This window comes from Pseudomonas sp. NGC7 (genome assembly GCF_047159675.1).
GTDB classification, from domain to species: domain Bacteria; phylum Pseudomonadota; class Gammaproteobacteria; order Pseudomonadales; family Pseudomonadaceae; genus Aquipseudomonas; species Aquipseudomonas kermanshahensis.
Genome location: NZ_BAAFZY010000001.1, coordinates 5086666 through 5099944, shown reverse-complemented (window position 1 = coordinate 5099944; position 13279 = coordinate 5086666). Strand labels below are relative to the sequence as shown.

Genomic DNA, 13279 nt, shown 5'->3' with positions numbered 1-13279 from the left:
GGCCGGTGGCAGCACAGAAAGGTTCTGTGCATGCGCCGGCCTCTTCGCAGCACAAGGCTGCTCCTACACAGGTTGCACAATACGCATCGCAGTTTGGTAAAACCCCATCTTCGGCACGGCTATTGCTACACCGCTGGCACCACACCGTTTTTATGACGGTCAGCCACGCGAGAGAGCACGATGCCCCAGGCCGCCCACGTTTCCCGAGCCCCCGATCTGCAGGGGCATACCCCGGTCGAGCAGGAAAGCCGACAGGGTGTCGAGCAGGCTTTCGCCTTGTTCAATCAGGTCTCCAGCCAGCTCAGCCAATCCTACAGCCTGCTCGAAGCCCGCGTCAGTGAGCTCAAGGGCGAACTGGCCGTGGTCAGTGCCCAGCGCATGGACGAACTGAATGAAAAGGAACGCCTGGCCAATCGCCTGCAGAACCTACTGGACTTGTTGCCGGGCGGGGTGATCGTGATCGACGGCCAGGGCAGGGTGCGCGAAGCCAACCCCGCCGCCTGCGAACTGCTCGGCGAGCCGCTGATCGGTGAGCTGTGGCGCCAGGTCATTGCCCGCAGCTTCGCCCCGCGCAAGGATGACGGCCATGAAGTGTCGCTGCGCGACGGCCGCCGCTTGTCTATCGCCACCCGTTCGCTGGATGCCGAACCCGGCCAACTGGTGCTGCTCAACGACCTGACTGAAACCCGTCGCCTGCAAGACCAGCTGGCGCGCCATGAGCGCTTGTCGTCGCTGGGGCGCATGGTCGCTTCGTTGGCCCATCAGATTCGCACGCCACTGTCTGCAGCCATGCTCTACGCCAGCCACCTGGCCGACAGCGAGCAAGACCTGAGCGCCGAAACCCGCCAGCGCTTCGCCGGTACCTTGAAGGAACGCCTGCACGAGTTGGAGCACCAGGTCCGCGACATGCTGGTGTTCGCCCGTGGCGAGCTGCCGCTGGGTGATCGTGTGACCCCGAAAGCATTGTTCCAGGCCCTGCAGCAGGCGGCGCAGTCGCACGTGCAAGGGCATGCCGTGCGCTGGCAGTGCGACAGCCACCTGGGCGAGCTGCTGTGCAACCGTGACACCCTGGTTGGCGCCTTGCTCAACCTGATCGAGAATGCCCTGCAAGCCAGCGAAGAGCCGGCCCGGCTCAAGGTGCACGTGTTCCGTCGTGAGCAGGTGTTGCACCTGTGCGTGAGTGATGCCGGCAGCGGTATCGACGCCGATTTGCTGGGCCGCCTGGGTGAGCCGTTCTTGACCACCAAGGCCACCGGCACCGGGCTGGGCCTGGCCGTGGTCAAGGCTGTGGTGCGGGCGCACCAGGGCACCCTCAGCCTGCGTTCGAAGGTTGGGCGCGGCACCTGCGTGCGGGTCGAACTGCCGCTGATCGATGGGCAACTGGCGGAGGCGGGCTGATGGCGATCAAGGTGCTGCTGGTCGAGGATGACCGCGTTTTGCGCCAGGCGCTTGGCGACACCCTGGAAATCGGCGGCTTCGACTACCGGGCCGTGGGCAGTGCCGAAGAGGCGCTGGAAGCGGTGCTGGCCGAGGCGTTCAGCCTGGTGGTCAGTGACGTGAACATGCCCGGCATGGATGGGCATCAGCTGCTGGCGCAATTGCGTCGCCAGCAGCCGCAACTGCCGGTGCTGCTGATGACGGCGCATGCCGCAGTCGAGCGTGCCGTGGAGGCGATGCGCCAAGGCGCTGCCGATTACCTGGTTAAGCCCTTCGAGCCCAAGGCGCTGTTGAGCCTGGTGGAGCGCCACGCCGCAGGCCGTGTCAGTGCAGCGGAAGAAGAAGGGCCGGTGGCCTGCGAGCCTGCCAGCCGGCAGTTGCTCGAACTGGCTGCGCGGGTAGCGCGCAGTGACTCGACCGTGTTGATCTCTGGCGAGTCGGGTACCGGCAAGGAAGTGCTGGCGCGCTACATTCACCAGCAGTCCCCGCGGGCGGGCGAGCCTTTTGTGGCGATCAACTGCGCGGCCATCCCCGACAACATGCTCGAAGCCACGCTGTTCGGCCACGAGAAAGGCGCCTTCACCGGCGCCATCGCGGCCCAGGCCGGCAAGTTCGAGCAGGCGGAGGGCGGCACCTTGCTGCTCGACGAGATTTCCGAGATGCCGCTGGCCTTGCAGGCCAAGCTGTTGCGGGTGCTGCAGGAGCGCGAGGTGGAGCGGGTAGGTGGGCGTAAGCCGATCAGTCTGGATATCCGCGTGCTGGCCACCACCAACCGCGACCTGGCAGGCGAAGTGGCGGCTGGCCGCTTCCGTGAAGACCTGTATTACCGGCTGTCGGTGTTCCCCCTGGCCTGGTGCGCGCTGCGCGAGCGCAAGGGCGATATCCTGCCGCTGGCCGAGCGTTTGCTGGCACGCCATGTCAGCAAGATGAAGCACGCACCCGTGCGCCTGTCTGCCGATGCGCGGGCCTGCCTGCAGGCGCATGCCTGGCCCGGCAACGTGCGCGAACTGGACAACGCCTTGCAGCGCGCCTTGATCCTGCAGCAGGGCGGGGTGATCGAAGCGGCGGATTTCTGTCTGGCGGGCGCCATTCCATTGTCGGCCGGCGCGGCGCCGTCAGTGGCAGCCGTGGTTGCCGAAGCCAGTGGCCTGGGCGATGACCTGCGCCGCCATGAGTACCAGACCATCATCGACACCTTGCGCGCCGAACGCGGCCGCCGCAAGGAAGCCGCCGAGCGCCTGGGCATCAGCCCGCGCACCCTGCGTTACAAGCTGGCGCAGATGCGCGATGCCGGGTTCGACGTCGAGGCCAGCCTCTTCGGCTGATAAGCCACTGGTGCGGGTTATATCGGGTGCGGCCCTTGTAGGAGCGGCCTTGTGTCGCGAAAGGGCCGCAACGCGGCCCCGGCGATCTTTGATGCGAAGCTGAAAACCTGGGGCCGCGTTGCGGCCCTTTCGCGACACAAGGCCGCTCCTACAACGGCGCGTCAAATCAGAAGGGGTGGCAAGGCTGGCACCTTTGTTGCTTTACACGAGCTATCCGCCGCATGAGTGTCAAAAAAATGCGGCCGCCGGAGAGAGAAGGTCATGAGCCAAGGTGTTGAATTCAATCGTCTGATGCTGGACATGCGCGCGATGCAGGCTGATGCCATGTCGCTGCCCAAGGTGTCCGCTGCCCCCGAACTGGCCCCGGGCCAGAGCAGCTTTGCCGACATGCTCGGCCAGGCCATCGGCAAGGTGCATGAGACGCAGCAGGCTTCCACCCAGCTGGCCAACGCCTTCGAAATTGGCAAGACCGGCGTCGACCTGACCGATGTCATGGTCGCCTCGCAAAAGGCCAGCGTCTCCATGCAGGCACTCACCCAGGTACGCAACAAGCTGGTCCAGGCGTATCAAGACATCATGCAGATGCCGGTTTGAGGACGGACGTAACCCATGGCTGAAGCAGTCGTCGATAACGCCCCCGCCAAGAGCGGCCAGCCAGCGGCCAAACCGCCGCTGTTCGGCATGGCGTTTCTGGAAAACATTTCGCAGATGCCCATGCTGCGTCAAGTCGGCCTCATGGTCGGGTTGGCGGCGAGCGTGGCGATCGGCTTCGCCGTGGTGCTGTGGTCGCAACAGCCGGACTATCGGCCGCTGTATGGCAGCCTGTCGGGCATGGACACCAAGCAGGTCATGGAAACCCTGGCCGCCGCAGACATTCCCTACAACGTCGAGCCCAATTCCGGCGCGTTGTTGGTCAAGGCCGACGACCTCTCCCGTGCGCGCCTGAAACTGGCGGCCGCAGGCGTGGCGCCGAGCGATGGCAACGTCGGTTTCGAGCTGCTCGACAAGGAGCAGGGCCTGGGCACCAGCCAGTTCATGGAGGCCACCCGTTATCGCCGCAGCCTGGAAGGCGAACTGGCCCGTACCGTTTCCAGCCTGAACAACGTCAAGGCTGCACGCGTGCACCTGGCCATCCCGAAAAGTTCGGTGTTCGTGCGTGACGAACGCAAGCCCAGCGCCTCGGTACTGGTCGAGCTGTACCCAGGCCGTGGGTTGGAAGCCGGGCAAGTGATGGCGATTGTCAACCTGGTCGCCACCAGCGTGCCAGAGCTGGACAAGTCGCAAGTCACTGTCGTCGACCAGAAGGGCAACCTGCTCTCCGAACAGCTGCAGGACACCGCCCTGACCATGGCGGGCAAGCAGTTCGACTACAGCCGCCGCATGGAAAGCATGCTCACCCAGCGTGTGCACAATATCTTGCAGCCGGTGTTGGGTAACGATCGCTACAAGGCCGAAGTCTCCGCCGACCTGGATTTCAGTGCGGTCGAATCGACCTCCGAGCAGTTCAACCCCGACCAGCCGGCGCTGCGCAGCGAACAGTCGGTCGACGAACAGCGCGCCAGCAGCCAGGGCCCGCAAGGCGTGCCCGGCGCGCTGAGCAACCAGCCACCGGGTGCGGCGTCTGCGCCGCAAACCACGGGCGCTGCCGCTACCCCGGCCGCTGCCATCCAGCCCGGCCAGCCGCTGGTGGATGCCAACGGCCAGCAGATCATGGACCCGGCCACCGGCCAGCCGATGCTTGCGCCTTACCCGGCAGACAAACGCCAGCAAAGCACCAAGAACTTCGAGCTGGACCGCTCCATCAGCCACACCCGTCAGCAGCAGGGCCGCATGACCCGCCTGTCGGTGGCGGTGGTGGTCGACGACCAGCTCAAGATCGACCCCACCAGTGGCGAGACCACGCGTGCCCCTTGGGGTACCGAGGACCTGGCGCGCTTTACCCGCCTGGTGCAGGACGCAGTCGGCTTCGATGCCAGCCGTGGCGACAGCGTGACGGTGATCAACGTGCCGTTTGCCGCCGACCGTGGCGAAGAAATCGCCGACATCGCCTTCTATCAGCAGCCGTGGTTCTGGGACATCGTCAAGCAAGTGCTGGGCGTGGTGTTCATCCTGGTGCTGGTGTTCGGCGTGCTGCGCCCGGTGCTCAACAACATCACAGGGGGCGGCAAGCAGGCTGCCTCAGACAGCGACATGGAGCTGGGCGGCATGATCGGTCTGGATGGCGAACTGGCCAACGACCGCGTCAGTCTGGGTGGCCCGACAAGCATTCTGTTGCCAAGCCCGAGCGAGGGCTACGAGGCACAGCTCAACGCAATCAAAGGCCTGGTGGCCGAAGACCCGGGCCGCGTGGCCCAGGTCGTGAAAGACTGGATCAACGCCGATGAGTGATAACCGAGCCGTTACCGCCAAGCTGAGCCGCGTCGACAAAGCGGCGATCCTCCTGCTCTCGCTGGGTGAAACCGATGCGGCCCAGGTACTGCGGCACATGGGCCCCAAGGAAGTGCAACGTGTGGGCGTGGCCATGGCGCAGATGGGCAACGTGCACCGCGACCAGGTCGAGCAGGTGATGAGCGAGTTCGTCGACATCGTCGGCGACCAGACCAGCCTGGGCGTGGGCTCTGACGGTTACATCCGCAAGATGCTCAACCAGGCCTTGGGCGAGGACAAGGCCAACGGCCTGATCGACCGCATCCTGCTGGGGGGCAACACCAGCGGCCTGGACAGCCTCAAGTGGATGGAGCCGCGTGCCGTGGCCGATGTGATCCGCTATGAGCACCCGCAGATCCAGGCCATCGTGGTCGCCTACCTGGACCCTGACCAGGCCGGTGAAGTGCTGAGCAACTTTGACCACAAGGTGCGCCTGGACATCATCCTGCGCGTGTCGTCGCTGAACACCGTGCAACCGGCGGCGCTGAAGGAGCTGAACCAGATCCTCGAGAAGCAGTTCTCGGGCAACTCCAATGCTGCGCGGACCACCTTGGGCGGTATCAAGCGTGCGGCTGACATCATGAACTTCCTCGACAGTTCGGTGGAAGGTGCGCTGATGGACTCGATCCGCGAAGTCGACAACGACCTCTCGGAGCAGATCGAAGACCTCATGTTCGTCTTCAATAACCTGGCCGACGTCGACGACCGTGGCATCCAGGCGCTGCTGCGCGAGGTGTCTTCGGACGTGCTGGTGGTGTCGCTCAAAGGCGCCGACGAGCGGGTCAAGGACAAGATCTTCAAGAACATGTCCAAACGTGCGTCGGAACTGCTGCGCGACGACCTGGAGGCCAAAGGGCCGGTACGGGTCAGCGACGTGGAAACGGCACAGAAAGAAATCCTCACCATCGCCCGACGCATGGCCGAGGCCGGCGAGATCGTGCTCGGCGGCAAGGGTGCCGAGGAAATGATCTAACGTTGCCGGATTCTGCCGACTGGCGCAGCCCACTGTGGGAGCGGGCTTGCCCGCGAAGGCGCCAGATCGGGTGATGAGGTTGTCCCTGCCGACGCATTCGCGGGCAAGCCCGCTCCCACAGGGATCGCGTTGGCTGAACGTGGTTTGAGAACATCACAGCATGTCCAGCAAAGAACATCACCCCAGCGACCTGATCCGCGCCCGCGACCTCGAGGGCGTCGATGTCTGGGCGCTGCCCAGCTTCGACCCGGAACCCGAGCCGCAACCCGAGCCTGAACCGGAACCCGAAGTCATCGAGGAAGAAGTCGAGGAAGTGCCGCTGGAAGAAGTCCAGCCGCTGACCCTCGAAGAACTCGAAGCCATTCGCCAGGACGCTTACAACGAAGGCTTTGCCACCGGCGAGCGCGAGGGCTTTCACAGCACCCAGCTGAAGGTGCGCCAAGAGGCTGAGCAGGCCCTGGCGGCCAAGGTCGGCAGCCTCGAGCGGCTGATGGTCAACCTGATGGCGCCCATCGCCGAGCAAGACACGCAGATCGAGAAAACCCTGGTGCACCTGGTCGCGCACATGACCCGCCAGGTGATCGGCCGCGAGCTGCGCAGCGATTCCAGCCAGATTACCCACGTGCTGCGCGAAGCCCTCAAGCTGCTGCCAATGGGCGCGGACAACATCCGCATTCACCTCAACCCCCAGGACTTCGAACTGGCCAAAGCCCTGCGCGAGCGCCACGAAGAAAATTGGCGGCTGCTCGAAGACGAAGCCTTGCTGCCGGGTGGCTGCCGCATCGAGACCGCCCACAGCCGTATCGACGCCAGCATGGAAACACGCATCGAGAAGGCGGTGGCGCAGCTGTTCGACCAGCTTCACGACCATTCCCTGCACCCCGCACCGGCCGATGTGTCGATCGACCTGGACCGCCCCGATGCGCCTTGACCGCACCAGTTTCGGCAAACGCCTGGGCAGTTACGCCGAGGCGATCGAGCTGCCGGTGCAGCCGATCGTTGAAGGCCGCCTGCTGCGCATGGTTGGCCTCACCCTCGAAGCCGAAGGCCTGCGTGCCGCAGTGGGTAGCCGCTGCCTGGTGATCAACGACGACAGCTACCACCCGGTGCAGGTCGAGGCCGAAGTCATGGGCTTTGCCGGGTCCAAGGTATTCCTCATGCCGGTTGGCAGCATCGTCGGCATCGCCCCTGGTGCGCGGGTGGTACCGCTGGACGACGGCGGCCGCCTGCCCATGGGCATGAGCATGCTCGGGCGGGTGCTGGATGGCGCCGGGCGCGCCCTCGATGGCAAAGGCGGCATGAAGGCCGAAGACTGGGTGCCGATGGATGGCCCGGTGATCAACCCGCTCAACCGCGACCCCATCAGCGTGCCGCTGGACGTGGGCATCCGCAGCATCAACGGCCTGCTCACCGTCGGCCGTGGCCAGCGCCTGGGCCTGTTCGCCGGTACCGGTGTGGGTAAGTCGGTGTTGCTGGGCATGATGACGCGCTTCACCGAAGCCGAGATCATCGTCGTTGGGCTGATCGGCGAGCGGGGCCGCGAGGTGAAGGAGTTCATCGAGCACATCCTCGGTGAAGAGGGCCTCAAGCGCTCGGTAGTGGTCGCCTCGCCCGCGGATGACGCGCCGTTGATGCGCCTGCGCGCGGCCATGTATTGCACGCGCATTGCCGAATACTTCCGCGACAAGGGCAAGAATGTCCTGTTGCTGATGGATTCGCTGACCCGTTTTGCCCAGGCTCAGCGTGAGATCGCCTTGGCGATCGGTGAGCCGCCGGCCACCCGCGGTTACCCGCCGTCGGTGTTCGCCAAGCTGCCGAAGCTGGTGGAGCGGGCGGGCAATGGCGAGCCGGGTGGCGGCTCGATCACTGCGTTCTACACGGTATTGTCGGAGGGCGACGACCAGCAGGACCCGATCGCCGACTCGGCGCGGGGGGTGCTCGACGGCCACTTCGTGTTGTCCCGGCGCTTGGCCGAAGAAGGCCACTACCCCGCGATCGACATCGAAGCGTCGATCAGCCGGGTAATGCCCCAGGTGGTCGATGCTGATCATCTGCGCCAGGCGCAAAAATTCAAGCAGTTGTGGTCGCGCCTGTCGCAGAGCCGCGACCTGATCAGCGTCGGTGCCTATGTGGCCGGTGGCGACCCGGAGACCGACCTGGCGATCGCCTTGCAGTCCCGCTTGGTGGACTTTCTACGTCAAGCGCTGGACGAAAACGTCGGCATGGCGCAGAGCCGCGATCAGCTGGGGGCGATATTCACGCCTCCGGCGGGCGGTTGATAGGCCATGGCACTGCCCGGACGTGCCGCGCGCCTGGCGCCGGTGGTGGACATGGCCGAAGAGGCCGAGCGCAAGGCCGCCCAGCGCCTTGGGCATTTTCAGCAACTGGTGACCCAGGCGCAGGTCAAGTTGGCTGAGCTGGAGCGTTTTCGCGAGGACTACCAGCTGCAGTGGATCAACCGCGGCGGCCAGGGCGTCAATGGCAGCTGGCTGGTCAATTACCAGCGCTTTCTCGGGCAGCTGGAAACAGCCATGACCCAGCAGCGCCAGAGCCTGACCTGGCACCAGAACAACCTGAACAACGCCCGCGGCACTTGGCAGCAGGCCTATGCCCGAGTCGAGGGGTTGCGCAAGTTGGTACAGCGTTACCTGGATGAAGCGCGGCGCGCCGAAGACAAGCGCGAGCAGCGCTTGCTGGATGAGCTGTCGCAGCGCTTGCCCAGGCAGAATCACCCCTGATTTCTTATCGCCGGCGCGCAATTCCTTGTTTCTAATCGTCGACGCACAATTCCTTGTAGGAGCAGCCTTGCGCTGCGAAGAGGCCAGTAGCCCCAGCTTGCCCTCACGGCCCCTTCGCAGCACAAGGCTGCTCCTACAGGGGGGCGCGTCGCTGAGGGGGATCTGTTGGCCGTCTCGCTTGCACTCCCACCCCAGGCTGCTAAACCTTAAAAGGTTGCATCCGCCATCATCGAAGGAATCGCTAGCATGGCAGTCGAGACTGATTTTTCGCAGGACGGGAAAAAGCTGACGATCACGGTCAAGGGTCGTTTCGATTTCGGCAAGCACCAGGAGTTTCGCGAAGCCTACGAGCGCCAGCCGGGTCGGCCGGACTCGGTGGTCGTGGACCTGAAAGACACCACCTACCTCGATAGCTCGGCGCTCGGCATGTTGTTGCTGCTGCGCGATCACGCGGGCGGCGACGATTCGGACGTGCGTGTGGTGCATGCCAGCTCCGATGTGCGCAAGATTCTCGCCATCTCCAATTTCGAAAAACTGTTCGATATCAGTTGAGCCGCGTGATGGCTGCCGAACAGGCGTTGACCGTGCTGGTCGCCGAAGACGGGGCCGCCGACCGCTTGTTGCTGGCGCAAATCGTCCGGCGCCAGGGGCATCAGGTGTTCACCGCAGAAAACGGCGAGCAGGCGGTGGCGCTGTTTGTCGAACGGCGCCCGCACCTGGTGCTGCTTGATGCGCTGATGCCGGTGATGGACGGTTTCGAAGCGGCCCGGCAGATCAAGGCCCTGGCCGGAGAAGCGTTGGTGCCGATCATATTCCTCACCTCGTTGAACGAGGAGGATGCCTTGGTGCGCTGCCTGGAGGCCGGCGGCGATGACTTCATGGCCAAGCCCTATAGCCCGGTGATTCTCGCCGCCAAGATACGCGCCATGGGCCGCCTGCGCAGGCTGCAGGCCACCGTGCTCGCCCAGCGCGACGAAATCACCCGCCACCATCACCACCTGCTCAACGAGCAGCGGGTGGCCAAGGCGGTATTCGACAAGGTGGCCCATGCGGGCTGCCTGGCTGCGCCCAATATTCGCTACCTGCAATCGCCCTACGCGCTGTTCAACGGTGACCTGCTGCTGGCCGCGTTCACGCCCTCGGGGGACATGCAGGTGCTGCTGGGGGATTTCACCGGCCACGGCCTGCCCGCCGCCGTTGGCGCCATGCCCCTGGCAGAAGTGTTCTACGGCATGACAGCCAAGGGGTATGGCCTGGCGCAGACCCTGCGCGAAATGAACGCCAAGCTCAAACGCATCCTGCCGGTGGACATGTTTTGCTGTGCAGTGATGCTCAACCTGAGCGTGCAGCGTGGTTCGGTGGAGGTTTGGAATGGTGGCATGCCGGACGGCTATCGCTTATCTGCAGGCGGCGAAGTGCTGTCGGCGCTGGCTTCGCGGCATTTGCCGCTGGGTATTCTTGCCCCTGAGCGCTTCGACGACAGCACGCAAGTGCTGCCGTTGGCGTCGGGTGAGCGCTTGTTGCTGTTGTCAGACGGCGTGCTGGACACGGCCGATGACCAGGAACGCTTGTTTGGCGTCGAGCGCCTGCAAGGGGTGCTGGCTGGCAACCGAGACCCGGCCCACTTGTTTGATGAGGTGATGCAGGCCTTGGAACATTTCGGCGGGCAGCCTCGGGACGACATCAGCCTGTGCGATATCCGCATGTTCGCGGCCGATGAGCGGGTGCCGGCGCCGATGATCTACGCTGAACGCGGTCGCCCCAGCCCGCTGGATTGGTCGCTTGGGTTCGAACTGCGCGGCGAAAGCCTGAAGCAGTCCAACCCAGTGCCGTACCTGGTGCAGCTGTTGCAGGAAATCCACCCGCTGCGCGCGCGCACTGGCAACCTGCACAGTGTGCTCAGCGAGCTGTTCTCCAATGCCTTGGAGCATGGGGTGTTGGGCCTGGATTCGCGGCTCAAGCGCGATGTGCAGGGCTTTGCCGATTACTACCGGGAGCGTGCCCGGCGCTTGGCGGCATTGGCTGACGGTTTTGTGCGCATCGACTTGAAGGTTGAACCCCTCGCCGATGGCGGGCGTCTGATGATCGAGGTGCGTGACAGCGGCGCAGGGTTCGATGTGCAGCGGGTGCTGTCGCAGCCGCCCTCGGAGCAGGGGTTGAGTGGCCGTGGCCTGCAGCTGGTAACGCGGCTGGGCAGTAACGCGCAATGGTGCGAAGGCGGCCGCTGCGCCCGGGTAGAGTTTGTATGGTGAGCCCGCCTGTGACCCTGGGGCTGGCTCGGGCATAATCTGGCTTGATCAAGGAGTGAGCAAGTGACTGAGATTCATATCGACCACAAGGTGCTCAACGACCTGCGTGAGGTCATGGAGGATGGCTACCTGCATCTGGTGCAGACATTCCTGGATGACTCCGAGCGGCGCTTGAGCGAGTTGCACGCTGCCAAAAACGCCGATGAGCTGGGCTCGGCGGCGCATAGCTTCAAGGGCAGCAGCAGCAACATGGGGGCTGTCGCGCTGGCTGGCCTGTGCCAGCAACTGGAAGACCGCGTGCGCCAGCCACCGCTATATGGCATCGAGGACCTGATCAACCGTATCGACCTGGAATATGTAGAGGTTCGGCGCTTCTACCGCGGTGAGGAGCACCGTATCTCGGCGGGCTGATGCGCGACTTGGCGCGAGTCTTGCTTTTCTTTGCCCGGATGACTTTTCAGTTTCTGGCGCGGAGACCGCTCAATGCCTGTCGCACCCAATCCTTTGTTGCAAGCAAACGCTGTTGGCAAGTCGTCGCGAGCGACCAGCTCGATGGTGGACAAGCCCTCGCAGGCGCTGGGTGACGCGGGCGGTGGCTTCGACCAGGTCATGGCCAAGCAGAAAGCGTTTGGGCAGGACGACAAGGTCGCCCAAGCCAAACCCAAGGACAAGCCAGAAGTGGCACACGGCGGCAAGAAAGAGGCTGCCGACAAGCCATCGGTTGCCGATGACGGCAACAAATTGCCAGCCGACGATCAGGCCTCAGACCCCGCCGACACAGGGTTGCGCGACGCCAGCCTGGTGGCCGGCCAGGTCACCGATGCGCAGCCCGGTGCGCAACTGATTCAAGCCCAGGCTGAGGCCGTGGCGCCCGTGCTTCAGGCTGCCACTGCACAGTCGCAAGCCAGCGCAGCGCTGACGGAGGAGCCTGCCGCCGAAGAGGCGTTCGACCCCGACGCCGACCCCTTGGCCAACCTGCCAACCTTGCGCCTGGCACTGGAACAGAGCGCCCAGGCCAAAGGCACCACCTCGGCACACGCCGTGGACCCCTCGCAGGCTCAGGGGGATGAAGGCCGAGGAGCCGTCAATACCTTGGCGAATCTGGTCGATACCGCTGAGGGTGAGGCGGGCGAGCCAGGCGACAAGGCCTTCGGTGCACTGCTTGAAGAGGGCCTGAAGGACACCAAGAGCGCCAGCAGCGACACGCGCGTCGACGATTTCGCCGATCGCCTGGCCAGCCTGACCCAGGCGGCCACGGCGAAAACCGCCAATGCCGTGCCGGCGAATGCCAGCCCTTTGCACCAACCCTTGCCGATGAACCAGAACGCCTGGACCGAAGGCCTGGTGAATCGGGTCATGTACCTGTCCAGCCAGAACCTCAAGTCGGCAGACATCCAGCTGGAGCCCGCCGAGTTGGGGCGGCTGGACATTCGCGTCAATGTAGCGGCGGATCAGTCGACCCAGGTGACCTTCATCAGTGGCCACGCTGGTGTGCGTGATGCCCTCGACAGCCAGGTGCACCGCTTGCGCGAGCTGTTTACCCAGCAGGGCCTGGCGCAGCCAGACGTCAATGTTGCTGACCAGTCACGCGGGCAACAGCATCAGCAGGCGCAGGAGCAGGGCAGCAATCTGTCGGGCGTCGCGGCGCGGCAACAGGCCGGGCAGGGCGGCTCCGAGCAGGTCGATAGCAGCAGGCCGGTTGAGCAGCAGGTGGTGATTGGCGACAGTGCGGTTGATTATTACGCGTGAGGGCGGGGTGCCTGTCTTTAGGTTGTTGGTGCCGTTGAGATCGAGCGCCGCCCGCGCGGCGCATCGCGAGCAACGCTCGCTCCTACGTTTGTTTTCGGCCAATAACGCCTGTGACAGGTGCGCGCGACTGCCTTGTTTGTTCGACGCGATATCGCGCCATGCGTCAGAGGCGGTCGCGCGCGTATGCCCCAGGAATAATTGGCCCGAAACAAACGTAGGAGCGAGCGTTGCTCGCGATGCGCCGCGCGGGCGGCGCTCGATCTCCCAGGCGCTGCCCCCCTAACGCCAAACCCACCCAAACCTCATTCCATCCCCCACCCAAAACCTGGCATAACACTTGCTCAAGCCACGTCATCCTCCTTTGAACCCCCGATGGACGAC

The 13279-nt window shown here is 64.5% G+C and carries 12 protein-coding genes; all 12 read left to right on the top strand.

What is annotated here, in order from left to right; genetic code table 11:
- Positions 1-180: 180 nt before the first annotated feature.
- Complete coding sequence (locus ACMCNM_RS22715) at positions 181-1398, top strand: sensor histidine kinase (protein ID WP_027593035.1); 1218 nt, start codon at positions 181-183, stop codon at positions 1396-1398.
- Positions 1398-2762, top strand: coding sequence for a sigma-54-dependent transcriptional regulator (locus ACMCNM_RS22710; RefSeq protein WP_412765467.1), 1365 nt, complete (start codon positions 1398-1400; stop codon positions 2760-2762). Before ACMCNM_RS22715 ends, ACMCNM_RS22710 begins: the two co-directional genes overlap by 1 nt.
- 261 nt (positions 2763-3023) lie before the next feature.
- A complete protein-coding gene (gene fliE, locus ACMCNM_RS22705) occupies positions 3024-3356 on the top strand; it encodes a flagellar hook-basal body complex protein FliE (protein WP_027593033.1) in 333 nt (110 codons plus the stop codon).
- A 15-nt stretch (positions 3357-3371) separates the two neighbouring features.
- The gene (gene fliF, locus ACMCNM_RS22700) at positions 3372-5150 is read left to right on the top strand and encodes a flagellar basal-body MS-ring/collar protein FliF (RefSeq protein ID WP_027593032.1); all 1779 of its coding nucleotides are present in this window, start codon (positions 3372-3374) and stop codon (positions 5148-5150) included.
- Positions 5143-6162: a flagellar motor switch protein FliG gene (gene fliG / locus ACMCNM_RS22695; protein WP_027593031.1), complete on the top strand. Its 1020-nt coding sequence runs from the start codon at positions 5143-5145 to the stop codon at positions 6160-6162. Before fliF ends, fliG begins: the two co-directional genes overlap by 8 nt.
- 160 nt (positions 6163-6322) lie before the next feature.
- Positions 6323-7093, top strand: a complete 771-nt coding sequence (fliH, locus tag ACMCNM_RS22690) for a flagellar assembly protein FliH (RefSeq protein ID WP_085272502.1) — start codon at positions 6323-6325, stop codon at positions 7091-7093.
- Complete coding sequence (gene fliI, locus ACMCNM_RS22685) at positions 7083-8441, top strand: flagellar protein export ATPase FliI (protein ID WP_186679643.1); 1359 nt, start codon at positions 7083-7085, stop codon at positions 8439-8441. The genes fliH and fliI overlap by 11 nt, the downstream gene beginning before the upstream one ends.
- A gap of 6 nt (positions 8442-8447) precedes the next feature.
- Positions 8448-8900 (top strand): flagellar export protein FliJ, encoded by a 453-nt coding sequence (fliJ, locus tag ACMCNM_RS22680; protein ID WP_027593028.1) that lies wholly within the window; start codon positions 8448-8450, stop codon positions 8898-8900.
- Between the two features lie 246 nt (positions 8901-9146).
- On the top strand, positions 9147-9452 hold the full coding sequence (locus tag ACMCNM_RS22675; RefSeq protein WP_186679650.1) for an STAS domain-containing protein: 306 nt from the start codon (positions 9147-9149) through the stop codon (positions 9450-9452).
- Positions 9453-9460: 8 nt separating this feature from the next.
- Positions 9461-11152 carry a SpoIIE family protein phosphatase gene (locus ACMCNM_RS22670; RefSeq protein WP_412765466.1) on the top strand — a complete coding sequence of 564 codons (1692 nt, stop codon included), beginning with the start codon at positions 9461-9463 and terminating at the stop codon, positions 11150-11152.
- Between the two features lie 60 nt (positions 11153-11212).
- Complete coding sequence (locus tag ACMCNM_RS22665) at positions 11213-11560, top strand: Hpt domain-containing protein (RefSeq protein WP_027593025.1); 348 nt, start codon at positions 11213-11215, stop codon at positions 11558-11560.
- A gap of 72 nt (positions 11561-11632) precedes the next feature.
- The gene (locus ACMCNM_RS22660; RefSeq protein ID WP_412765465.1) at positions 11633-12898 is read left to right on the top strand and encodes a flagellar hook-length control protein FliK; all 1266 of its coding nucleotides are present in this window, start codon (positions 11633-11635) and stop codon (positions 12896-12898) included.
- The last annotated feature ends 381 nt before the right edge of the window (positions 12899-13279 follow it).